The organism is Salegentibacter maritimus (genome assembly GCF_016236975.1).
In the GTDB taxonomy this organism is placed as follows: Bacteria; Bacteroidota; Bacteroidia; order Flavobacteriales; family Flavobacteriaceae; genus Salegentibacter; species Salegentibacter maritimus.
In genome coordinates this window covers 12,676-36,027 of record NZ_JAEHNY010000017.1, presented here as the reverse complement: position 1 = coordinate 36,027, position 23,352 = coordinate 12,676, and the positions used below count along the sequence as shown (strand labels likewise).

General features: G+C 35.6%; 20 protein-coding genes. 14 read left to right on the top strand and 6 right to left on the bottom strand.

Features of this window, described 5'->3' with window-relative positions; genetic code table 11:
* Positions 1 to 341: 341 nt before the first annotated feature.
* From I6U50_RS15255 to I6U50_RS15240, 4 genes are all read left to right on the top strand, one after another.
* Entirely contained in the window at positions 342 to 2,060 is a 1,719-nt protein-coding gene (locus I6U50_RS15255) for a tetratricopeptide repeat-containing sensor histidine kinase (protein WP_198639482.1), read from the top strand.
* Between the two features lie 11 nt (positions 2,061 to 2,071).
* The gene (locus I6U50_RS15250; RefSeq protein ID WP_198639481.1) at positions 2,072 to 2,836 is read left to right on the top strand and encodes a LytR/AlgR family response regulator transcription factor; all 765 of its coding nucleotides are present in this window, start codon (positions 2,072 to 2,074) and stop codon (positions 2,834 to 2,836) included.
* 117 nt (positions 2,837 to 2,953) lie between these two features.
* Entirely contained in the window at positions 2,954 to 3,757 is an 804-nt protein-coding gene (locus I6U50_RS15245) for a hypothetical protein (RefSeq protein ID WP_198639480.1), read from the top strand.
* A gap of 292 nt (positions 3,758 to 4,049) precedes the next feature.
* Positions 4,050 to 5,336 carry a hypothetical protein gene (locus I6U50_RS15240; RefSeq protein WP_198639479.1) on the top strand — a complete coding sequence of 429 codons (1,287 nt, stop codon included), beginning with the start codon at positions 4,050 to 4,052 and terminating at the stop codon, positions 5,334 to 5,336.
* Positions 5,337 to 5,346: 10 nt separating this feature from the next.
* Here the strand turns inward: I6U50_RS15240 and I6U50_RS15235 are convergent, their stop codons facing one another.
* Positions 5,347 to 5,913, bottom strand: a complete 567-nt coding sequence (locus I6U50_RS15235; RefSeq protein WP_198629140.1) for a PAS domain-containing protein — start codon at positions 5,911 to 5,913, stop codon at positions 5,347 to 5,349.
* Positions 5,914 to 6,464: 551 nt separating this feature from the next.
* Here I6U50_RS15235 and I6U50_RS15230 point away from each other — a divergent pair.
* Genes I6U50_RS15230 through I6U50_RS15220 form a run of 3 tightly spaced genes read left to right on the top strand, consistent with a single transcriptional unit; the run spans position 6,465 to position 9,130 of the window.
* Positions 6,465 to 7,055, top strand: a complete 591-nt coding sequence (locus tag I6U50_RS15230; protein WP_193712003.1) for a HupE/UreJ family protein — start codon at positions 6,465 to 6,467, stop codon at positions 7,053 to 7,055.
* Between the two features lie 57 nt (positions 7,056 to 7,112).
* Positions 7,113 to 7,544, top strand: coding sequence for a deoxycytidylate deaminase (locus I6U50_RS15225; RefSeq protein ID WP_198639478.1), 432 nt, complete (start codon positions 7,113 to 7,115; stop codon positions 7,542 to 7,544).
* Complete coding sequence (locus I6U50_RS15220; protein ID WP_198639477.1) at positions 7,541 to 9,130, top strand: S41 family peptidase; 1,590 nt, start codon at positions 7,541 to 7,543, stop codon at positions 9,128 to 9,130. The genes I6U50_RS15225 and I6U50_RS15220 overlap by 4 nt, the downstream gene beginning before the upstream one ends.
* A 306-nt stretch (positions 9,131 to 9,436) precedes the next feature.
* On the opposite strand, the gene I6U50_RS15215 is transcribed toward I6U50_RS15220, so the two are convergent.
* Genes I6U50_RS15215 through I6U50_RS15205 form a run of 3 tightly spaced genes read right to left on the bottom strand, consistent with a single transcriptional unit; the run spans position 9,437 to position 10,819 of the window.
* Positions 9,437 to 10,042, bottom strand: a complete 606-nt coding sequence (locus I6U50_RS15215) for an FAD-dependent oxidoreductase (protein WP_198639476.1) — start codon at positions 10,040 to 10,042, stop codon at positions 9,437 to 9,439.
* A 1-nt stretch (position 10,043) separates the two neighbouring features.
* Positions 10,044 to 10,241 (bottom strand): hypothetical protein, encoded by a 198-nt coding sequence (locus I6U50_RS15210; RefSeq protein WP_193711999.1) that lies wholly within the window; start codon positions 10,239 to 10,241, stop codon positions 10,044 to 10,046.
* Complete coding sequence (locus I6U50_RS15205; RefSeq protein WP_193711998.1) at positions 10,238 to 10,819, bottom strand: MarC family protein; 582 nt, start codon at positions 10,817 to 10,819, stop codon at positions 10,238 to 10,240. The genes I6U50_RS15210 and I6U50_RS15205 overlap by 4 nt, the downstream gene beginning before the upstream one ends.
* Before the next feature lie 134 nt (positions 10,820 to 10,953).
* Here I6U50_RS15205 and I6U50_RS15200 point away from each other — a divergent pair, with 134 nt between their 5' ends.
* From I6U50_RS15200 to I6U50_RS15180, 5 genes are all read left to right on the top strand, one after another.
* Entirely contained in the window at positions 10,954 to 11,517 is a 564-nt protein-coding gene (locus I6U50_RS15200; protein ID WP_193711997.1) for a DUF3109 family protein, read from the top strand.
* A gap of 216 nt (positions 11,518 to 11,733) precedes the next feature.
* Positions 11,734 to 12,558, top strand: a complete 825-nt coding sequence (locus I6U50_RS15195) for a DUF4412 domain-containing protein (RefSeq protein ID WP_198639475.1) — start codon at positions 11,734 to 11,736, stop codon at positions 12,556 to 12,558.
* 8 nt (positions 12,559 to 12,566) lie between these two features.
* On the top strand, positions 12,567 to 12,920 hold the full coding sequence (locus I6U50_RS15190) for a DUF4870 domain-containing protein (protein WP_198639474.1): 354 nt from the start codon (positions 12,567 to 12,569) through the stop codon (positions 12,918 to 12,920).
* A gap of 557 nt (positions 12,921 to 13,477) precedes the next feature.
* The gene (locus I6U50_RS15185) at positions 13,478 to 14,410 is read left to right on the top strand and encodes a ribonucleotide-diphosphate reductase subunit beta (RefSeq protein WP_198639473.1); all 933 of its coding nucleotides are present in this window, start codon (positions 13,478 to 13,480) and stop codon (positions 14,408 to 14,410) included.
* Positions 14,411 to 14,705: 295 nt separating this feature from the next.
* Positions 14,706 to 16,052, top strand: a complete 1,347-nt coding sequence (locus I6U50_RS15180) for a deoxyguanosinetriphosphate triphosphohydrolase (RefSeq protein ID WP_198639499.1) — start codon at positions 14,706 to 14,708, stop codon at positions 16,050 to 16,052.
* 78 nt (positions 16,053 to 16,130) lie between these two features.
* Here the strand turns inward: I6U50_RS15180 and I6U50_RS15175 are convergent, their stop codons facing one another.
* Together I6U50_RS15175 and dxs are read right to left on the bottom strand one after the other, a co-directional pair.
* Positions 16,131 to 17,153, bottom strand: a complete 1,023-nt coding sequence (locus tag I6U50_RS15175; RefSeq protein WP_198639472.1) for a DUF3078 domain-containing protein — start codon at positions 17,151 to 17,153, stop codon at positions 16,131 to 16,133.
* Positions 17,154 to 17,185: 32 nt separating this feature from the next.
* Positions 17,186 to 18,964, bottom strand: a complete 1,779-nt coding sequence (gene dxs / locus I6U50_RS15170) for a 1-deoxy-D-xylulose-5-phosphate synthase (protein ID WP_198639471.1) — start codon at positions 18,962 to 18,964, stop codon at positions 17,186 to 17,188.
* Between the two features lie 97 nt (positions 18,965 to 19,061).
* On the opposite strand from dxs, the gene I6U50_RS15165 reads away from it, so the two are divergent.
* Together I6U50_RS15165 and I6U50_RS15160 are read left to right on the top strand one after the other, a co-directional pair.
* The gene (locus I6U50_RS15165) at positions 19,062 to 19,511 is read left to right on the top strand and encodes a nucleoside deaminase (RefSeq protein ID WP_193711991.1); all 450 of its coding nucleotides are present in this window, start codon (positions 19,062 to 19,064) and stop codon (positions 19,509 to 19,511) included.
* A gap of 125 nt (positions 19,512 to 19,636) precedes the next feature.
* Complete coding sequence (locus I6U50_RS15160) at positions 19,637 to 23,227, top strand: metallophosphatase (RefSeq protein WP_198639470.1); 3,591 nt, start codon at positions 19,637 to 19,639, stop codon at positions 23,225 to 23,227.
* Positions 23,228 to 23,352: the final 125 nt, after the last annotated feature.

Genomic DNA, 23,352 nt, shown 5'->3' with positions numbered 1-23,352 from the left:
TTGTTTTTATATAAGGATAAACCTATAAGCTTAAGCTCATTTGTAAACTTCCCGCGTCCATCTGCCAAACTAAAAAATACTTCTAAAAATCAAAAACCGGTAGACTAAGATGCCTTAAACCTTAAATTGATTTCTGCTAAAAGCAAAAACAAGATTAATACTATACTTTTGCAAACGTATTGGCTTAGAAAAGTAATTACCTTGTAACAAGCCATAGATTTTTTAAATCTCGATTATCGAGTAAAATAACATTTTTTATCCTTTAAGAATGTAATACTTTTGTCGTACTAAACAGCGCCAATCTAGCAGAATCCCACAGCATTACCCCCCAATTAAACTTCATGCATTATTTTACAAAATTTACAATAGTACTCTTTTTCAACCTGCTTTTTACTTTTAGTTATGGAATACAGCAAAACCCCAAGGACTTTAAAAGTATTGACTCCCTAATTCAGAATAGAGCCCTGGAAAAAGCTAAAGAAGAAAGCTTTCAAATTATCAGGAAACAACCTAAGAATTTTCAAACTGTTGGCAGGGCACACATCTATTTGGGGAAAATAAACCTATTGCAGGGCGAACTGGATATTGCGCTGTCTAATTATATGGATGCCAAAAAGCACCTGGAACTGTTATCTGAAACAGATCGCGTAGAACTATTCTCAGGAATTGGAATAGTGTACTCAAGATCCAAAAACTTTAACAGCGCCGAAAAAAGCTTCAAAAAAGCATTATTGGGCTATAAAAACAATGATTTTTGGCGCCTTAAAACTTTGGTTAACCTCGGCGGGGTTTATATGGAAAAGAATGACCCCAAAGTAATAAAGGTCTACAAAGAGGCTTTGCAGTTAGCTAAAGAAATTGAGCAACCTAAAGTTGAAGTCGTTATTTTAACGAATCTTAGTAATCAATACATCAAAGAATCCCAATGGCAGTTGGCCATTAACACTGCTAATAAAAGTTTAAGGATAAGGGATAGTTTACAAATGCCTCTATCTGTTATTACTTATAACAATCTAGGCTATGCATTAGTAAATTCGGGCAAAGTACCGGAGGGAATCAATTATTATGAGAAAGCCCTGGCAAAGGCTTCTTCCCAAGAACTACAACAATTATTCTATAACTTACTAAATGCCTATATCAATATAAAAGATTATGAAAAAGGTATAGATTATTATAACCGATATGATAGCATTAAAGATCAAATAGCAGAAAAAAGGTATGAAGAAAAAATAGCTGCCATTAAAACATTTTATGATACTGCCGAAAAAGAAAGAAAAATTGCCAATCTAGAGGCCGAAAAAAAAGCTCATAACAAAAAAATTACCTGGCTAATTTTTGGGGGTGGCATCTTCTTTCTTCTAATATTGACAATCATTTTCTTTAGAATAAACCATCTTAAAACAAAACAAGCCTTACAGCAGTCGCAACTTCGTAGTAAATTCCTTAGACTTCAATTAAATCCGCATTTTCTTTTTAATGCGCTCCAACAGGTTCAGTATTACATCTATAAAAATGAACCTAATACTTCTATGCAGTATTTAGATAATTTCAGCAAATTAATAAGGCTTATTTTAGAACATTCAGACGAAGAATATATAAATTTAACAGACGAACTGGAAATTTTATCCAACTACCTTGAACTTCAAAAAACCCCTGAAAATCAAGGAATTTCATACCGCATTATTTATAAGGATGTTCATGACCCGGAAACTATTAAAATACCGGTAATGCTACTGCAACCTTTTGTTGAAAATGCCGTAATTCACGGTGCGAGACAGAATAGAGAAAATGGTAAGGTAAAACTTCTGTTCAGGCAAGATGTTAAGAAAAAAGTCCTCTACATAGAAATTGTAGATAATGGAAAAGGCATTCAGACAGACAGGTCTCAAGACCATAAAAAACTTCATCGCTCTATGGGAAGGGAAATTTTAAAAAATAGAGTAGAAGAATTTAATAAAATGAATAAGTCACATATTGTACTAAATGTAGAAAGGGCATGCAATGACAAAGCTTTTCCCGGCACCAAAGTGACCTTGACAGTACCCTATCTTGAATTCTAAATTTGCAGGTTATGAAAGAAATAAATAACGATGTAAAAATTTTAATACTGGAAGATGATCATGCATCTTTAGATATGATTAGCGACTTAATTAGGGTTAACTTTAAGGATTGTTTGGTAGAAACTACGAAAACTATCAAAGAAGCCCAGGTAGCCTTTGAAAATTTCCTTCCCGATATTCTTATCCTGGATATCAACCTCCCAGACGGAAATTCTATGGATTTTTTGGAGAATTTATTCCAAAAAGGCTATAAAAACATTAAGGTTATTTTTACCACAGCTTATTCAAATTATGCGGTAAAAGCTTTTCGCCTAAGTGCCCTGGATTTTCTTCTAAAGCCAATTTCCCCTCAAGATCTTATTTCCGCAATTGAAAAGACTATAAAATCACTTAAAGACCATCGTTATAGTTTAAAACTAGAGACTCTCTTTAGCAACCAACAAATGAAAGCCGAGAAAAAAATAGTTTTAAAAACTCTTGAAGATATTCATATCATTCCTTTAAAAGATATTATTCAGGCACAAGCCGATAATAATTATACTATTTTTTTTCTATGTGATGGTCGCCAAATCTTAGTATCTAAATCTTTGAAGAATTTTGAAGAAGAGCTGCAAAAATTTAATTTCATGAGGGTACATCAGTCGCATCTCATAAACACTATGCATATCTTATCCTATCAAAAGAAAAGACACTGCGTTCAACTGGCAAATAATATTGCAGTACCAGTAGCGCAATCAAAAAGGCAATCACTACTGGAACTATTCAACGAATACTAATCCAAGAAGGTGGAATTCTAAACGAAACTTATAGAATAATAATTCTTTATTTCAATTGGATTTGCTTATTGAGCTGATACTTACATTTGCTCATAAATTACTCTAAATAGACGTATCATGAAAGCTTCTAAATTTCTTCTAATTTTAAGTTTATTTTTATTTGCCAAGCCTGTTCAGGCACAATTATTCGGAAAAATTAAGGATAAGCTTGAAAACAAAGCGGCCGAAATAGTTGAAGAGAAGCTAAATGGTAAAAAGGAAGATAACAAAGAAGGTAAAACTCAAAGCAAAAGTAAAATAACACTAGAAGAAGTTTATGACTTCAAACCAGGGGACTCTACAATTTTCGCTTCCAATTTCAACTCTATACCTAGTGGAGCTATGCCATTAGATTGGAAAACCACAAGTACCGGCGAAGTAGTTAGTATAAATGAAATAGGAGGCAAATGGCTTAAAATGGGGGAAAGAACAACCTATAAGCTCAACAAAAACATCTATTACCCTACCAACTTTACCCTGGAATTTGATATTCTGGTAGCCGCCGATAAAGTTAACGACTTATCTTCCTTATACTTTGGCTTCACTAAAGATAATAGTATTAGAGGTTGGATTTCTAACGAAAATATCTGGGCCGGAAAACTGGAATATATGAATAACAACGACATAAACATTTACAGTAGGGCAAAAGACCTTTACCAGTCTTCTTCATTTGACCTGGAAACTTACGCCAACCAGGTAATGCATGTAGCCATACAGGTAAACCAAAATAGGGTTAAAATATATTTAGACAAGACAAAAATTGCCGATACCGAACTTTTTAATAATGAAAAAGCCAAACATTTTTACATTAGTAGCCCATTAAGACAAAATCATGGAGCCAGGGTTTTATTCAGCAATTTTATTGTAAAAACCCATAAATAAAATGCTTCTCACCCGGTTTATGCAGGCAAATTACTTTTAGATAAACCGCGTAGTATTAAACCTCAATTATTACTAAAATTACTATTAGTTCCGCTCGGGGCTTAAACTAAAATAAACCGGCTTTAATTATTATTCTATATTCACGGCTCTAGCGGCACACTAAGAGCCATTAGAAGGGAGTGTAAAAAATTTCGGCTATATCTATATCAATCATGTTTATTACCAAAAAATTAATAATAAATCTTTAATTTGGCTGCATAATTTTTACAATCAACAATTTTTAGCCCTTAAAATGCGTATAGCTCAACAACTATTTATCCTACTGGCAATTATAACTTTGCTTTCTTCCTGCGAAAAAGAGAATGATACTCCAAAAACTGATTATTCTATCCAGTCTAATTCAAACTTTGAGCTAACCAGTAAGCACGAAAATGGATGGATAAAGCAAGGGCAATATGAACGTTCTGGGGAACCTTCGGCTGAATTTGAATATTACGCAAACGGCTATATAAAAACTGCTAAAGTATATGCGAGTTATCCAAAGCAGCATCTTTATATGGAGGTGGGCCGAAGTGAAACCAATAAACCACTTTGGTCTAAATATTATACGCCGGAAGGAAATCTATGGTTTGAAACCAAATATGAAAACGGATTTCCTTTGGTTAAAAAGATTTATAGCGATAAAGGTACTGCCATACATTCCTATACCAATGCTGAGTTAACCTCTGTTGAATTTACCTCAGCAGACAAAAGTAACACCACCAAAACAACCTATAACAAAGCAGCCGGAACACGTAATGTATCTATTAATCTTAGCGGACAGGACATATTGAACAAAACCTACCCTTATCAAGAACAAGTTGGTTCGGGAATTTACACAGGTAACCATGTCCCGGTGGCCAATCCATTTGGTGCAACTGAAGCTTCATATTACACCCTAAATCAATCCTTTTCTCAAAGCCCAACCTGGCAAACCACTGCCAACCCCATAGAATTTATGTATCCGTTTAGGTTATTTGATGAGTTCTACAATCCCGGAGATTACTTTGCCACCAAATTTGCTGTTAGCACCGAATTATACCAATCGGTTATTGAGCAATACCCAATAACTGAAAAAGGCGTTTTAATTGGTGGCGGATCATACCAGGATGGCTACCAGCATTTTCAAAATAATTGGCAGGTAAGAGATTCACTTAGGAAGATCTATAATGAAAACCCGGAACTTTATAAGCTTAAATACGGAAATGAGTATGTAGCCAAGCTGGGGTATGGAAAAATGTTTTTTATCATTGGGGCTATTCGCAACTTACCTACACAAAACGAAGCAGCTAATAAGATTAAAAAAGTTGCCCAAAAGCATATGAATAATTTGATTAGTGGTGATCAAGAACTTACTACAACAGAGCAGGGTTTATTAAATAAAGTTTGGTTTGAAGTAAAATTTTTCTCTACGCTAAAGAAACATCAAAACGGGGTGGTGATCAACTCTTCCCAGAGCTATAAAAATGCCATAATGGAAGTAAATGATGCAGAACCTTCTCTTGTCCAAATGAAATATGAGAGCCTGGAAAACTTATAAAAGCACCATACTAACCTGCCTTCCTTTCCAGGGCCAAATAATGGGTTGTGTTTTGAGTTTTTAAAGGAATAACATTAATCTCGCATTTATAAGTGCTTTTATCCTTCTTATAATTAACCAAAACCTCAGTAAAAGGTTCATCCTTAGCTAACTTATATCTTATTCTCTCTAAAGCAGCCGGATCGGTTTCTTCTCCCTGTAAAAAATGTGGAGTTCTATTAATTGCATATGTACTGCTATATCCCGTCATTTCAGTAAATCCTTCACTCACCCATTCGATCTTAGCCTTTTTATTGGTTACCACTAAGGCATCAAAAGATTTTCCCTTAAAAATAGCATCTAAATCGTTCGTCCATTCAAACTTCTCCGCCAATTCTTTAAAACTATTAATACTATTCTGTTGCCTTATAATTACTAACTGCCTCGAGTAATAATCATTATAAATATCCCAACTTCTTAGCGGCATCAATTTAATTTCAGAAGCCCTTATCTCATTTTCTATTGCCCTGGATTCCTCCAAACTAAGAGAGGAAAGGTAAATATCCAGAGACTGCATATTCATAAAGTTTTTCTTCATAATCTTTTCTTTTAACAACAAATACGCTCTTGCTACAGTTTTTTAAAATGGTTAAAAAATAGCTTACAATAATTTTATTATACATATAAACTATCTCGGAGTTATACCCTTTGGCGGCGCCAATAAACACACGACAAGCCTGCATATTCTTAGGTGGAAACACTTAGATGTAAAAGCAAGGCTTGGGGCACTAAAACCCGATAACTGAGTAAATTTCAAAATCAATATAACAGGCAATATTAACCAAAAATCCACTAAACATTCTTTAAACCAACGTTAATGTTTGAGTTTTTAGGTAAAAAATTAGACATAATATAAAAGGAGACCGATTACCAGATAATTTAAAGAAGTACAGAAAATAGAGTAAACTACCTCGGGATATTACACCATTTGGCGGTGCCAATAAAGGAGCAAATACTTTTAAAATCTAATATTTACGGCAAGCTTTTGAAGGTAAAAAGAAAGCTAGAAATGGCTTTAATTAGGCCTGTCTAAAGCTTTTGCGAATTTCTGAATAAGTTGTACTTTCGGGTCTTTCTAAATAATTAGATATGTCTCAATTTTGGCTGTATTTTAGATTGGGTTTAGAACACGTTCTAGACTGGCAGGCTTACGATCATATTCTGTTTTTAATTGTTTTGGTTACAGCCTACACCTTTAGCAGTTGGAAACGAATTCTTTGGTTGGTAACCCTGTTCACGCTGGGTCATACTCTTGCATTATTTTTATCGGTTTACGGTATTGTTAAAGTAGACGCTGCCTGGGTAGAACTCCTAATTCCGGTGACTATAATTCTTACAGCTTTATACAATTTAGTAACTGCCAGCAAAAAAGATCGTAACAAAAACCATAATCCTCTATATTTTACTACCATTTTCTTTGGCTTAATCCATGGTCTTGGTTTTTCCAGCTATTTCAAAATGGCTTCTGCCAATATTGAAAATAAATTTTTACCACTTCTAGAGTTTGCCCTCGGAATAGAAACAGCCCAGGTTATAGTTGTAATTGCTGTTATGATTCTTGGTTTTATTGCCCAAAACATCTTTTCGGTATCTAAAAGAGACTGGGTATTAATAAGTTCGGCAATAGTTATCGGTATTATTTTGCCTATACTTCAAAAGAATTTTCAGGCTATTTTTTAAATTAGAACGCTCTAACAAAAGCGAAATGGCACCTTAAAAAGCCGGAAAATATTAATAATGAATAAAAGAAAACAATTAAAATACGATAAAGCCTACTTGAGAATTGCTCGCGAATGGAGTAAATTATCGCAATGTAAAAGAAAACAGGTTGGCGCAGTTATTGTAAAAGATAGAATGATAATTTCTGACGGTTTTAACGGCACCCCTACCGGTTTTGAAAATTATTGCGAAGATGATGAAGGCTACACCAAATGGTATGTACTCCACGCTGAGGCCAATGCTATTTTAAAAGTTGCAAACTCTACTCAATCTTGTAATGGCGCTACATTATATATTACAATGTCACCCTGTAAAGAATGCAGTAAATTAATCCATCAAGCGGGTATTACCAGACTGGTTTATCATGTAGACTATAAAGATAACTCAGGCCTGGAATTTTTAAGAAAAGCCGGGGTAAGCCTTGAACAAATAAATGATTTAGAAGATTGAATACCAGGCAAAAAATATTGATTCCTATTTTTCTTGCTTCAGCCTGCGCTCTAGGCGTATTGCTGGGCGCCAAACTGGATTTCTCTTCTTCTGACGCACTTTTCTCTTCCAACCCAAAAAAGCAAAAGCTCAACCGACTTATAGACTACATAGACTATGAATATGTAGATGATGTGAATACCGACAGTATAGTTGATCTCACAGTGAATAGAATTCTTGAAAATCTAGATCCACATTCGGTATACATACCTAAAGAAGAATATGCAGGGGTCATAGAAAATATGCAAGGGGATTTTGTAGGAATTGGTGTTAGCTTTTATAATGTAAACGATACGGTTGTGGTAATTCAGGCCCTGGAAGGCGGACCTAGCGAAAAAATAGGTATACGTGGTGGAGATCGCATCCTTTATGCCAACGGCACACCACTCTTCAATAAAAACATTAGTAACGATTCACTAACTAAACACCTAAAAGGTGAAGAAAATTCTCAGGTAACCCTTAAAATTAAAAGAAAAGGAATTAAAGATCTACTAACCTTTAAAGTTAAAAGAGGAAGGGTTCCATTAAAAAGTGTAGACGCGGCCTATATGCTATCGCCTGAGCTGGGCTATATTAAAATAAATAGATTTTCTGAAACTACTTATAAAGAATTTAAAGATGCATTAAGGGACCTTAAGAAAAAAGGAGCTAATAAAATTGCCTTAGACCTTAGAGACAACCCCGGAGGTTATCTTTCTGAAGCTATTAAAATTGTAGATGAATTCCTGGAAGACGAAAAGCTTATACTGTATACAAAAAACAAAAATGGTGCAATTGAAGAAACTTTTTCAAGACAAAAAGGACTTCTGGAGAATGGAGATTTGTATGTACTTATTAATGAAAGTTCAGCCTCTGCCAGTGAGGTTGTAGCCGGCGCTTTACAAGACAACGATCGTGGCACTATTATAGGTCGTAGGTCTTATGGGAAAGGCCTTGTACAACGTGAAATGGAATTAGGAGACGGTAGCGCAGTTAGGTTAACCATTGCACGTTACTATACTCCAACAGGCCGCTCTATCCAAAAACCTTACAATAACGGAAACGAAAGTTACTTTAAGGATTATATGCGCCGTTACAAGAATGGCGAACTCAACAGCGCCGATAGTATAAATGTAGACGATTCCCTTAGGTATGAAACCCCTAAAGGTAAAGTAGTGTATGGAGGGGGTGGAATTATTCCCGATATTTTTATTCCGCTAGATAGCGATAACGAAAAGAATAACATTAAGCTTCTTCTGCAAGGTGGGTATATGAGTAGGTTTATCTTTAATGTACTGGAGAAAAATAGAAGTTTTTATAACAATGTGCAACGAAAGAATTTTGAGAGTGAAGTAATTATCTCAGATAAGATGGTACAGGATTTCATTGATTTTGTAAACAATGCAAATATTAGACTTGATGTACAGAATCAAAAAAGCCTGGTAAAACAATATTTACAAGCTGTAATTGCCCAGCAATTATACGGCACCAATGCTTTTGAAAAATTAATCAACAAAAATGACCCAGGAATAAAAAAAGTGCTTGAATTATCGAAAAAAAATCAATAGATTGCAGTTGTGATTGCAATTAATGAGAATCTTATAATTTTCTTTACAATATCGCCGCTATTTTTCTTCATTATAGCGGTAAGCTTTAGGTTATTAGATAACAGCGCTTTGCTATTTTTACAGAAAGAAATTCTCGTTAACTCCTCTAATGTTTCAATAAGTTGTATTAAAAGTCAAATACAAATTACAGACGATAAAGAATTTAAAAATAAATTAAAACTGGCCCTGCTCTACAGAAGAGTACACCACACGTGTCTAATTTTAATGCTTTTTTCTATACCACTTATGTTTACAGGATATTATATGTTATAGTATTTTATCGTGTACCTTAGTTTGCTCTCCCGTCCATAAACTTAAAATATCTGTTGCTACACTTGCGCCACTTCCGCAGGCTATAGCAAATTGACTTCTCCAACCGGCAAGGCTACCTGCTACATAAATACCCGGTTTTACCAAATGATCTTTATTTTTAAGCTGAATACGATTTTTGGACACCTTTGCTTTTTGATGCGGTATCACTTCGCTTTCCAATCCTTGAATTCTAAACGGGCTGGTATAACCGGTGGCTACAACTACAATTTCAGTTTGATAGTTATTTTTATTGGTAACTACCCTAAAACCCTTGTCTAAAGTAACAATTTCCTTAACTTTTTCTCCCTCTATTTGTTCAATATCGGGATATTGCTCCTTTAAATGAACAAGGCCTTCTTCCATAATTTGCTTCCCCGTAGTTCCTGGAACCACACCCAAAGCATTATTCAGCATAGCCGAGTTTAGATGAGAGGCTTTTTGATGCATAACTATTCCCACTTGCCTACCCGGAACTACACCTTTATGGATAGCTGAACCCAAAATTAGCGCGCAAGACATTCCTGCAGCTCCACCGCCTATAATAATAGTGTCAAATTTCATCTTACGAATTATGCTTTTCAGCAATACTCCTTGAGGTCAACAAAATGCCCATAAGCACAATAAGACAAAGACTTCCTACTATCACAAGTACAGCTGTTCCACTATCTCCCTTTAAGAGATCGTCAAAATCTAACGCGGTTGTACTGTAGCCCATAATAACTACAGCTAAAAAAATTACGGTATAAATAAATAACTTCATGTAAATAAACTCTGAATGTTAGTGGCAAATAATTTTACAGCAATAGCCAGCAAAATTACACCAAATACTTTTCTTATAACACTAATCCCCTGGCTTCCTAAAACCCGCTCTATTCTATTAGAGGATTTTAGCACCATATATACAAAGATAATATTGATTAGGATAGCGACAATAATATTTATCGCTTCATATTCTGCTTGTAGCGATACCAAGGTAGTAAGCGTACCCGCACCCGCAATTAGTGGGAATGCCAACGGAACAATAGAAGCTGTTTCCGGCTCATCGTCCTTATAAAGCGTTATTCCCAAAATCATTTCAAGGGCTAGAAAAAATAGGATAAATGCGCCGGCCACGGCAAACGAATTTACATCTATACCAATAAGGTTTAAAATCTCTTTCCCTACAAATAAGAACACAATCATGATAATACCTGCAACAACCGAAGCCTTTTCACTTTGAATATGCCCAACTTTTTTACGCAGGTCTATAATAATTGGGATATTTCCAATAATATCAATTACCGCAAAAAGAATCATTCCGGCTGTAAAAATCTGTTTTACATCTAGTAATTCCCACATAACTACCATTTTAAAAAATATTGCGCAAATGTAATTTTTAAAAACACAGTATCAAGGAATTAGCAGGTAAAAATTTTATTAAAATTAAGCCTGTTTTTTTTCAGTAAAAATACCGATAGAGCTATATTTGCCAAATGTTTCAAATAGGAAAAACCATAGTTTCGGAAGAAATCTTGACCAAAGATTTTGTTTGTAACCTTTCAGCCTGTAAAGGAGCCTGTTGTGTAGATGGCGATGCTGGGGCTCCGGTAACCCCTCAAGAGCGGGAAATTCTCGATGAAATATACCCAAAAGTAAAGCCATACTTACGCCAAAAGGGAATAGATGCCATAGAGGAACAGGGCACCTATATAACCACAGATCTTGATGAAATTGAAACACCTTTAATAAATGGTGCCGATTGCGCCTATGTAACTTTCGATGAGAAAGGTACAGCGCTTTGTGCTATTGAAGAAGCTTACAACCAGGGTGAAATAGACTTTAAAAAACCTATTTCCTGCCATCTATATCCAATAAGAATTCAGGAATATTCAGAGTTTTCAGCAGTAAATTACCACAAATGGCAAATTTGCGATGATGCCTGCAGCCTTGGAGCCGAACTTCAGGTACCTGTTTATAAATTTACCAAAGACGCGCTTATAAGGAAATTTGGTGAAGATTGGTATAACCAATTAGAAGAAGCTGCAAAAGATTTATAATTCACCCCAACCAAATTCAAACAACTGACTTTCAGAATTATATTTTTTAATATTCTAAATTAATTTGTATATTTAATCTTCAATTTTCATACCCTATAATACCGATTTAACCCTTACATCGGTATTTAAACAATCCCCTACATTTTTAATTAATTCTGCCCCATAGTTTAATTTTTAGGCTTACAGCCTATTTGATAATCTTAAAACTCAAACATTATGAAAAAACCAATCTTAATGGGGTTTGCACTCCTATTCTGTATTTCCACGATGGAGGCTCAATTTCTCAAAAAATTAAAAGAAAAAGTCGAAAAAAAAGTGGAACATGCGGTAACCGAAAACATATCGAACAAAGCTGCGCGCGAAGCTAATAAGTCTCTAGATAAAATGTGGGACACCCAACTTAAAAACAGCCCAATTCCCATGGGGGCAAATAGAGTAGATATTAGCGAAGTGCCGGAAGCTTATAATTTTAATTGGGAATACCAATTACATTTGGAGACCAAAGAAGGGAACATGGACATGACGTACTTTTTAAAAGAAGATGCTCCATATTTTGGTATACGAATGCCCCAGGTAGAAAACATGTTTATGGTGATGGATATGACCAAACAACTTAGTATTATGTATTTTTCTTCCGGTGAAAATAACTTTATTACCGCCACCAAAATAAGCGACCTTAACAATACCCAGGAAGATTCCAACCCTTATAAGGACACAGAGCTTAAAAAAATTGGAACTAAAAATATCATGGGATATGAGTGCCAGGGCTATGAAGCCGAAACCGAAGAACATAAATTTACATTCTATATTACACGCGAGGCACCTATAACTTTCGCCAATATGTATAGTGATGAAAAAAGTAATATTCCGAAAGGCTGGAATGCAGATTGGCTGGAAGAAGGCGATGCTTTGATGATGGAGATGCAAATGATAGATAAAAATAATTCTAATCGCAATGCCAATATGCGTTGTACCGGTTTGGAGAAAAAATCCTTTTCAATAAATAAAAAAGATTATGCCGCATTAGGCTCACCTAACTAATATATATCATGGAAAATTCAAACACGCACACCAACGAATCTAAAAGTACATTCGATCCTAAAACCATAGCTATCATTGCTTATTTAACCGTAATTGGCCTGGTAGTAGCTTTTGTTTTAAACAACGAGAAAAAAGATGAATTTGCTGCTTTTCATATAAAGCAATCTCTGGGATTGATATTAATTAGCCTCGGACTTTTTATTATAGGTATGATTCCAATTTTAGGATGGATATTAAGCTTTCTGGGTTCTATTTTCCTATTGTATTTATGGATAATGGGGCTTATTAATGCAATTAACCATAAAACCAAAGCCGTACCATTTTTTGGTCAGCAATTCGAGAAGTGGTTTGCCAATATATAACCAATATATCCTCACTTCCCTTCCAGGGCTAATATTTAATCTAAATAATTTATTGAAATAAAATTAAGGAATTAGAAAAGGGGAAAAGTCCCATAGATTTTGTTTTACGAAAATTTCAAATACTTTTTAAAAAGCAAGGATAAAGACTAAGAGAGTTTTTAATATAGAAAAAGAGTCCTGCATACACCAGGTTACATCTTTATCTACTCCGGGAGCTATTTGGACATGCTTTGAACAGAAATTAAATGACTTTTCAATTGGTAGCCATCTTAGAGCATTAAATCCAGGCCTTTCAGCAAACTACCTCGAGGTAAGCCTCGGGGTATTATACCCTTTGACGGTGGTGGGAGATTTTATCAGTATATAAAAGGAATGTATTCTTCATAAGTTTCAAAATTATCGATAAAATGCAAAAAACATAGACGTAACACCCTAATTATAAAACTTTTATGTTGAAAACTTTGTGGAAACATTAAATAATAAACCAATAAGATATTGTTAATAATTATCGATATTTATTAAATAATTATCATCTATACATTAACAATATCGTTTTTATGGATAAACAGAACCCCAGGCTTCGAGACAATAAAGACAGGTTTATAATATTTCCTGTAAAACATAACGATATTTGGGATGCTTACAAGGCTATTGAGGCTAATTTTTGGACCGCAGATAAGATAGATATCAATCAGGATTTGGAGGATTGGAAAGACCTAAGCGAAGAAAAACGTTCGCTCCTCCATAAGGTAATTGGCCTAATTCTTCATTCAGAACATAAACTAAATGGAAAAATTATAGCTAGTCTTAATAAAAATATAGAGTTGCCGGAAGTAAAGTCTTTCCTGGACTTTCAAACAGTAATGGAAAATACACATACTGAATCTTACGGTATCTTTTTAAACACATTTTTAAGCGCAGCAGAACAAGACCTGGTTTTTAAAGAAATTGAAGCATTTCCAGCTACTCTGGCAAGAGAAAAATGGATTAAAAAATGGACCAACAGCTCGTCTTTTGCCGAAAAACTGGTTGCACTGGCTACCGTGAAAAGTATTTTTAACTATAGTTGCTTTGCAGCCCTTTTTTGGATTAAAAACTGTGGATCAATGCATGGCTTAGGTTACACCTATGAGGTGATATATCGCGATAAAGCTATTCACCGCGATTTTGCAACGCTCCTATTTAAAGATCATCTATTAGAAGATATTTCAGATGAAAAAGTTCAGCAAATAATTGAGGAAGCTGTGGCTATAGAAAAAGAAGTTATTTATAACTTTCTTCCGTTAAATTTAATTGGCCTTACCACAAAAGCTTTAGACGAATACCTGGATTATGAAAGCAATAGGCTTTTTACAGATTTAATGGTGAATAAAAGTTTAAACGAAAAGGCATTTAGCAACGAAAAACTTTTGAAAAAAAGAGCACAAGACCTTTCAAAGAACTTAGAAAAAAACAAAGATTATAATAATCTTAGAAAGAAAACAGATTAAGAAAATTATACATAACTAACGAAAACGGTATTATATATTTTAGTTTTGGTTAAAACAGAAACTTTTAAATCTCGAAGATCGAGTAAAACTGAAACCAGTACCATATTCCCCAATGTGGTACTGTTTCAGCTTTTTTAAGCAAAGCTGCTGCTGAAACTACTACTCTCTAAACCGCATACGTCTTTCTTTAAAATTTACTTTCAGCAATTCATTAGGAACTAGCTTGTAATCTTATGGCTTTTTCTATTTTTGGGACTAAATTCAAACTCAGCTTTTAACTAAGGATAAAATTATGATGAACTGGGAGCAACTCCTCTCGCTAAAACGTTTTGGAGACACGAATAAAAGGCTAAGGAAAGAGCAAAACGAAACCCGACTGGGCTTTGAAGTAGATTACGATCGTATTATTTTCTCTTCGGCTTTTAGAAGTCTACAGGACAAAACCCAGGTAATACCTCTTTCTAAAACCGATTTTGTACATACCCGGCTAACACATAGTTTAGAAGTATCAGTAGTAGGACGTTCTTTAGGTAGGCTGGCAGGCCAGAAAATCCTGGAAAAACATCCACACCTGGCTAACATACACGCTTATAAAATGAACGATTTTGGTGCCATTGTAGCTGCGGCTGCTCTTGCTCACGATATTGGAAACCCGCCTTTTGGACATTCGGGAGAAAAAGCAATTGGAGAGTATTTTAGCCACGGAAACGGAAAACGCTTTAAAACTAAACTCTCTAACAAAGAATATCAGGACCTGGTTAAGTTTGAAGGGAATGCCAATGGCTTTAAAATACTAACCCAAAACAAACCCGGAATCTATGGTGGCCTTCGGCTATCTTATGCCACTTTAGGTGCTTTTATCAAATACCCAAAAGAATCTCTGCCACACAAACCCACATCTAATATAGCCGACAAAAAATTTGGCTTTTTTCAAACCGAAAAGGAAATCTTTGAAGAAGTAGCCGTAGAGCTTGGCCTTTTAAAAACAGGAAAAGATAACGATATAAGTTATTATAGACATCCCCTTGCGTTTTTAGTGGAAGCAGCAGATGATATATGTTATACTATTATCGATTTTGAAGACGGCATTAACCTTGGCCTTATAGATGAAGATTATGCACTTGAATATCTTATAAAACTAGTTAAAGACAATATAAACACCAACAAATACAATAGCCTTACCAATACTGCCGATAGGCTTAGCTATTTAAGGGCACTAGCCATTAATAGACTTATTACAGAGGCAGTAGAAATTTTCCTGGAAAACGAAGATGCCATTCTTGCCGGAAATTTTCATCAGAGCTTACTGGACAAGAGCAAATATGAAGCCCAAATAGACGATATTATTAAAATTAGTATTGAAAAAATTTACCAAAGCGAAGAAGTAATCAACAAAGAGATTGCAGGCTATAAAATGCTATCACACCTGTTAGACACCTATACCGAAGCCTTGCTTCCAGAAGAAGATCAGCATAATTCCAATTTTAATAAACTGGTTTTAAAATCTGTACCAAACTTATCTGGCTTACAGGAAAACTCGTCTGTTTATAAACGTTTGCTGGAAATTTGTTCTCATACCGCTTCATTAACCGATGGCTTTACCGTGGCTTCTTTTGAAAAATATAAAGGCATAAAACTATAGGACCTTAAAAAAAGTTAAACAATTATGCTTACCGGCTACCATCTTTAACAAAAATGCCGGCTTAGACAGCCGGCATTTTTAAAATTCATAGACGAGCCCTACACCTAACATTTGCTTAAATTGCACCCTGGGACCGGTAGTTTCCAGTTTACCATCCCCGTTGGTATCTTCTTTAAACTTCACATCATCATCATATCGCAAGTGGGAGCCCACATTGGCTTTTATAAAATCGTTTACTTTTAAATCTACTCTTAGTTGCCATTCCACATCAATATTTCCGAATTTATTCAGATAATCTGAATACAAGCTTAACTGACTATCTAACTCAACATTCTCAAAGATTTGTTTTGAAAAATCACTGGTAACAAGAAACCCTATTTCTGTTCGTACTTTCTCTCCTTCTTCCACAATATTACCAAGTGTATCGCGAACTGCGCCGGTAACACCAAACATACCTTCGTTTGCCAATCTTTGGTCTAAAACAAAAGTTGATTTTTGTGTAAGTGGTGAAATATATACTTTAAAGTCTTCTATAGGATCAGAATATTCGGTACCAATACCTAAAAAGAAATAACCGGGTGCCATAAACTTCGAGATAGGGCTATTAGTATCGGGGTACTTATATCCATTGGTAAATTGTGTATTAAAATTGAGTTTTGCTGAATAAAACCAGTTGGAGGTAGAATCCCTTCTATATCCAAAAGAGGAAGTTAAACGCAGTTCATCCTCGGTTTTCCTAAGCTTCTGGCCTTCCTGAGAGTTGATACCATAACGTGTCACAATCTTATTGCGCCAATAAAGATCATCTTTTTTATAATTTCTCTCCAGGTTACCATAAACAAGGGCCGAGACTGAATTATTTCCACCGGCATTCCAATTTACAAAGGCCACTTCGCTAAGGTTAACCCCAACTTCATTTTTCTGTGTCCAAAATGTAACAACCACAGAGTCCACCTTTTTCTCGGGCGGCTCTACTTTAATAGAATCTGAAGGTTTTACCGTATCCTTATAATAATGAGGATAATTATCGGAATTTAGATTTTTTGCGGTTGAATTTAGATGTATTAAGCAAGCCAGGAGACATAAGACTTTGATTTTCATTAGTTAATTTAGATTTTTTCGGAATTGCAAAATTAAAGATTTTGAAGAAGAGAGACTATCACTTCCTCAATATATTCAACGTTAATTTTTGCAATTTCTTGTAACTCCTTTATTTTTCCTTGTTGGATAAACTCATCTGGCACACCTAAACTTCTAATTTTAGCTTTATAATCGTGTTTTGCGGCAAATTCTGTCACTGCAGAACCAAAGCCACCCGTCACTACCCCATCTTCTATCGTAACAACATATTTATACTTTTTAAATATAGTATGCAGTACTTCTTCGTCTAAAGGTTTTACAAAACGCATATCGTAATGACCAATGCTTTTGTTTTCTATCTTTTCTATCGCCTTATTGGCATTATAAACCATATTCCCAATACTCAAAACAACAAGGTCATCACCTTCCTGCAAACAATTTGCTTTCCCAATTGCTACCTCTTCAAAAGGAGTCTCCCAAACTTTTTGAATCCCTCTTCCACGAGGATATCTTATGGCTAAAGGTAACTCTATACCAAGTTGAGCGGTATAAAGCAAATTTCTAAGTTCTGTTTCATTGCTAGGGGTAGCAATAATAAGATTTGGTATACATCTTAAATAAGCAATATCAAAAACACCGTGATGGGTAGCACCATCTTCTCCAACCAGTCCTGCCCTATCCAGGCAAAAAATAACAGGCAGTTTTTGCAATGCTACATCGTGAATTACCTGATCGTAGGCGCGTTGCAGGAAAGTTGAATAAATAGCACAAAAAACCACGAAGTCCTGGGTAGCCATTCCTGCAGAAAGTGTTACTGCATGCTGTTCGGCTATACCAACATCGAAAGCCCTTTCGGGAAAAGCCTGCATCATAAATTTAAGGGAGCTTCCCGTGGGCATTGCAGGGGTAATTCCTATAATTTTCTCATTTTTCTTGGCTAATTCCACTAGAGTAAGACCAAAAACATCCTGGTATTTTAGCGGCAGTCCGGCCGTATCGTAAGTTAAAAGCTCTCCGGTCTCGGGCTTAAATTTTCCCGGGGCGTGATACTTTACCTGGTCTTCTTCTGCTCTCTTTAAACCTTTACCTTTAGTGGTAATTACATGAAGAAATTTTGGCCCTCTAATTTGCTTCATTTGTTCAAAAACTTCTAATAATCCACCAATGTCATGCCCATCTACGGGCCCGAAGTATTTAAAATTTAAAGCTTCTATAATATTGCTTTGCTCTGGCTTATAGCCTACCCTTGCTTTGGTTAAATATTGCTTTAAAGCTCCCACACTGGGATCTATACCAATAGCATTATCATTAAGAATAACCAATAAATTGGCTTTGGTCACTCCGGCATGATTTAATCCTTCAAAAGCCATCCCACTTGCAATAGAAGCATCTCCCACTACCGCTATATGGTGTTTATCTAAGTCTCCTTTTAAATTGGAAGCAATTGCCATCCCAAGCGCTGCAGAAATTGCGGTTGAGGAATGCCCTACCCCAAAAGTATCGTACTCACTTTCTTCCCGCTTTGGAAATCCACTAATGCCATTAAGCCTTCTGTTTGTATGAAATTGCAGGCGTCTACCCGTTAAAATTTTATGACCATAAGCCTGGTGACCTACATCCCAAACTAAAAGATCTTTAGGGGTATTAAAGGCATAATGTAGCGCAATAGTTAATTCTACCACCCCAAGGCTGGCGCCAAGATGCCCTTCTTTTGTGGCTACAATGTCTATAATAAACTTGCGAAGCGCAGCTGAAACTTCCTGCAGTCTTTCTGCCGGAAGTTGCCTTAAGTCTTCGGGAGTAAATATATCTTCTAAAATATTGGTATTCATAGTAAGCAAAGTTAAGCTTTGAAAATATATTTCTCATAAGGTTTTCTTCAGAAGCTAATTTTATAATTTTATCTTTCCAAAGAAATATAAAAGTAAGATGTTACAACCCTACAACGACGAATATTTTATGCGAAAAGCCCTGGAGGAAGCTGAAAAAGCTTTTGAAAAAGGCGAGATTCCTGTGGGCGTTGTTGTAGTTATCAACAATAAAATTATTGCACGCGGTCACAATCTAACCGAAACCCTTAACGATGTTACTGCCCATGCCGAAATGCAAGCCATAACAGCTGCCGCTAGTTTTCTTGGTGGAAAATATCTAAAAGATTGCAGTATGTATGTTAGTTTGGAACCCTGCCAAATGTGTGCGGGTGCTTTGTATTGGAGTCAGATTTCAAAACTTATTTTCGCTGCAGAAGACAAGCAACGCGGTTATCGCAAAAACGGCGTAAAACTTCATCCTAAAACCCAGGTAAAATCAGGCATTCTCGCAACAGAAGCTTCTACTTTATTAAAACGCTTCTTTATTGAGAAAAGAAATTTAAATTAAGCGGACAATATTTACGTTAAAGACTTGCTAACACCAAGTGTTATAATGCGTTAAAAACTATTGTTAAGTTGCATTTTTTCCAAAAATTTGTGATTCTATAACAATAATTTTCGTTTTACGCATCTATGGGGAATTACAATACAATTTTTAAATTATTACTATTTTTTTCGTTTTTAGGAATAACAGCAAATGCTCAGGTTACTCCCAATAAAGAAGAACCTAAATCTTTAGAGCATACTTTTTATGTTACAGCAAACCTGGGCACTAATCTTACCGATGAGGCCAAAAAAATACTCAAAGCAATTATAAGAGCTTCAAAAAAAGACAAAGAAGCAACACTTTTAGTTCCCGGGAATTTTCTTCCGCCCAAAGGATTTCAAAAAAACGATGCTAAACGTAAAGCTCAAAAGCAATTTCTAAAGCAACAGTTATTAAATAGGGTTCAAGACTTTAATGGCACCGTGGTTTTTACTCCCGGGCAAAATGAATGGACCAAACAAGGCCAGGATGCCATAGACGATTTAGAGTCTTTTCTTCAGGATAACCAATCTAATGTAGAAGTTTGGCCAGATGACGGCTGCCCTATTGAAAGTGAAGAAATTGCCCCCAAAGTAGTTCTGGTAACAGTAGATACACAATGGTACCTGGAAAACTGGAACGAACATCCTAATATAAACACAAAATGTGATATTAAAACCAGAGAACGCTTTTTTGCCGAGTTTAAAGATGATATTAAAGATGCTCATGGAAAAACAATTATAGTTTCTATGCAGCATCCTGTAATGAGTAATTCAAAAAAATCTTTTGCCGAAAAAATTGGTGGTTTTACGCCACAAGATTATCAAAATGAAGCGCATAGTTACTTGCGTGGAAGATTAGAAACCCTTGCAAGCCAGTTTGATAATGTGATTTTTGTTTCCGGGAAAGATGAAAACCTTCAATATCTAAAAGATGATGGTATTCCACAAATTATAAGTGGAAGCATTGGAAAACCTAAAAAGCTTAGTATTAGAAAGGAAAATGAACACTTCGGAACAACTAAACCCGGATATGCAAAATTAAAACTCTATAAAAACAACGAAACCCTAGTCGAATTCTTTTCCATAGAAGATACAGAAAATCCTATTTTCAGCAAAAATATTAAAAGCGACGAACCCAACTGGAATGAAATTAACTTTAAGACCAAAGAGGAAATTGGGGATAGCATAAGTGCTTCTATTTACACCAGGGAGGAAACCGATAAATCCTGGCTTTACAAATCTCTTTTTGGAGATTTTTACCGGGAAGTTTACAGCAAGAAAATTAAGGCTCCCGTACTGTTTCTTGACACCCTGGATGGAAACCTTGAGCCTTTAAAAGAAGGCGGCGGCATGCAGTCTAGATCTCTGCGTTTTATAGCCGACGATAAAAACGAATTTACCATTCGCGCGCTTAAAAAAAGCGCTACCCGCTTTTTGCAATCGGCTGCTATAAAAGATCACTATATTAAAGATTATATAGATAATACGGTGGCGCAGCGCTATGCGCAAGACCTTTTTACCACAGCACACCCTTATGCACGATATTCTTTAAAGCATATTAACGATTTACTTGAAATAAATGCCGGAAAACCTCAAATATTCTATATCCCAAAGCAAAAAGCACTGGGGCTAAATAACGACGATTATGGAGACGAATTGTATATGTTTGAAGCCCACGTGGGCGATGAAAACAAAGGCTTTGAAAAATTTGGCTCCCCTGAAGATATTATTAGTACCCGAGATCTTCTGGCAGAATTAAAAGAGTCTAAAAACGTTAAGTCAGATGAAGTTGCATTTATAAAAAATAGGTTGGTAGATATGTTAATTGGTGACTGGGATAGGCACTACGACCAATGGCGATGGGGCCTGTATACACAACCCAATGGCATTAAGCTTTATAAACCAATTCCCAGAGATAGGGACTTTGCATTTCCTAATTACGATGGTTTTATTCCAGACCTGGTAAAATTGGGTCTGCCAATAGTACGCAAAATGGAAACCTACGATGAGAATGTAGATAATGTAAAATGGTTTAACCTTTCTGGATATCCTTTAGACCAGCGACTATTGAAAACTTTAGATTGGGAAGGTTGGCAGGAGCAGGTGAACTTTATTCAATCCCAGCTTACCAACGAAGAAATAGAAACTGCTTTTGAAGCTTTACCCGAAGCAGTTCAGGATGAAACGATTAAAGACATTAAAGCACAGCTTAAGGCCAGGAGAGATAATTTAGGCGATATTGCTAAGCGGTATTACAACTACCTCCAGGAATTCCAGGTATTAACAGGAACCGAGGAAGATGACATATTTCATATTGAAAGAAAAGAAAACGGTATTACTGCGATAGAGATGATTAATGAAGACGGAAAAAAAGTCTTCAGTAAATCTTATAATTCTGAAGCTACCGATGAGATTTGGATCTACGGCCTTGATGGAGAAGATACTTTTAAAGTTACCGGTGATGAAGAAAACCCAATTAGAATCAATGTTATTGGTGGGGAAGAAAATGACATTTACGATTTTAAGAACACCAAAAAAGTTAAACTCTACGATCATAAAAGCAAGGAGAACACCATAAAAAATCCAAAATCCAAAAAATGGCTGGTAGATGATTACGAGATCAACACATACAATCCCGACAAGCGGTTAAAGACTGAAAATAAAATTTTGCCGCAAATAGACTATAATGGTGACGAGGGACTTTCTTTAGGCTTAAAAAACACCTACACCACCTATGGGCTAACCAATAATCCCTTTAATACAGAACATAGTTTTGATGCTTCCTATTATTTTGCAACCAGGGGTTTTGAAATAGGCTATAAAGGAGAGTTTGCACATATTTTTTACAACTGGAACCTGGGAATAGAGGCACGCTATACCAGTCCCAATTTCGCATTAAACTATTTTGGAAAAGGTATAGAATCGCAAAATATGCGAGACCGCTTTGGACGCGATTATAACAGGGTGAGAATTGAACAATGGGAATTTGCCCCATCGCTTATATGGCGTGGAAAATTTGGCGGAAGCTTTTATTTTAAACCAATGCTGCAATCTAAAGAAGTGTCATATGACGAAGAACGTTTTATTGCCGACGCTTTTTCTAAAGAAAACGATCTTTTTAATCAGCAACTTTATGCCGGTGCTGAATTAAACTATCGTTATGAAAACAGGGATAACCCGGCATATCCTTCCCGCGGATTTGAAGCTGATCTTACTACAGGTTATAAAACCAATATTGATGAACATAATAACGAATTTGCTTATATAAGTCCGTCTTTAGCTATTGATTACCCCCTGCACGAAAGCGGTATTGCCGTATTGGCCACCAGAATTGGCGGAAAAGTAATTATTGGAAATGATTACGAATATTATGATGCTGCAATTTTGGGCGGAAACAATAATCTTAGAGCCTATCGCTGGGAACGTTTTAACGGAAAACAATCTTTCTACCACTCTACCGATCTTAGAGTTGGTGTAAGCCGATTTAAGACTAATTTTATTCCATTGCAAATTGGTGTAAGCGCAGGCTTTGACTACGGTAGGGTTTGGGCTGAAGGTTCTAATTCAGATAAATGGCGAAACAACTATGGAGGCTCTATCTGGATTAATGGCTTTAACGCATTTACCGCGAATACCGGCTATTATTATGGTGATGATGGAGGAAGGTTAACCTTTACTTTTGGGTTCAAATTCTAAAAACATATTCCTTATTTCCACAAACCTGTGGAAATAAAAATGTAGAAAACAACAGGTTCTAAAATTAGAACAATAGCACATCTAAATATAATTAAGCACAAACATCTAAAATTCAGTTAATTATT

Excerpts from the sequence above, each read along its gene's own strand:
- I6U50_RS15230 (WP_193712003.1), top strand. The coding sequence starts at position 6,465 with ATGTCTCAATTTTGGCTGTATTTTAGATTGGGTTTAGAACACGTTCTA.
- I6U50_RS15195 (WP_198639475.1), top strand. The coding sequence starts at position 11,734 with ATGAAAAAACCAATCTTAATGGGGTTTGCACTCCTATTCTGTATTTCC.
- I6U50_RS15175 (WP_198639472.1), bottom strand. The coding sequence starts at position 17,153 with ATGAAAATCAAAGTCTTATGTCTCCTGGCTTGCTTAATACATCTAAAT.
- I6U50_RS15165 (WP_193711991.1), top strand. The coding sequence starts at position 19,062 with ATGTTACAACCCTACAACGACGAATATTTTATGCGAAAAGCCCTGGAG.
- I6U50_RS15160 (WP_198639470.1), top strand. The coding sequence starts at position 19,637 with ATGGGGAATTACAATACAATTTTTAAATTATTACTATTTTTTTCGTTT.
- I6U50_RS15225 (WP_198639478.1), top strand. The coding sequence starts at position 7,113 with ATGAATAAAAGAAAACAATTAAAATACGATAAAGCCTACTTGAGAATT.
- I6U50_RS15245 (WP_198639480.1), top strand. The coding sequence starts at position 2,954 with ATGAAAGCTTCTAAATTTCTTCTAATTTTAAGTTTATTTTTATTTGCC.
- I6U50_RS15185 (WP_198639473.1), top strand. The coding sequence starts at position 13,478 with ATGGATAAACAGAACCCCAGGCTTCGAGACAATAAAGACAGGTTTATA.
- I6U50_RS15180 (WP_198639499.1), top strand. The coding sequence starts at position 14,706 with ATGAACTGGGAGCAACTCCTCTCGCTAAAACGTTTTGGAGACACGAAT.
- I6U50_RS15190 (WP_198639474.1), top strand. The coding sequence starts at position 12,567 with ATGGAAAATTCAAACACGCACACCAACGAATCTAAAAGTACATTCGAT.
- dxs (WP_198639471.1), bottom strand. The coding sequence starts at position 18,964 with ATGAATACCAATATTTTAGAAGATATATTTACTCCCGAAGACTTAAGG.
- I6U50_RS15200 (WP_193711997.1), top strand. The coding sequence starts at position 10,954 with ATGTTTCAAATAGGAAAAACCATAGTTTCGGAAGAAATCTTGACCAAA.
- I6U50_RS15210 (WP_193711999.1), bottom strand. The coding sequence starts at position 10,241 with ATGAAGTTATTTATTTATACCGTAATTTTTTTAGCTGTAGTTATTATG.
- I6U50_RS15215 (WP_198639476.1), bottom strand. The coding sequence starts at position 10,042 with ATGAAATTTGACACTATTATTATAGGCGGTGGAGCTGCAGGAATGTCT.
- I6U50_RS15250 (WP_198639481.1), top strand. The coding sequence starts at position 2,072 with ATGAAAGAAATAAATAACGATGTAAAAATTTTAATACTGGAAGATGAT.
- I6U50_RS15235 (WP_198629140.1), bottom strand. The coding sequence starts at position 5,913 with ATGAAGAAAAACTTTATGAATATGCAGTCTCTGGATATTTACCTTTCC.
- I6U50_RS15255 (WP_198639482.1), top strand. The coding sequence starts at position 342 with ATGCATTATTTTACAAAATTTACAATAGTACTCTTTTTCAACCTGCTT.
- I6U50_RS15240 (WP_198639479.1), top strand. The coding sequence starts at position 4,050 with ATGCGTATAGCTCAACAACTATTTATCCTACTGGCAATTATAACTTTG.
- I6U50_RS15205 (WP_193711998.1), bottom strand. The coding sequence starts at position 10,819 with ATGTGGGAATTACTAGATGTAAAACAGATTTTTACAGCCGGAATGATT.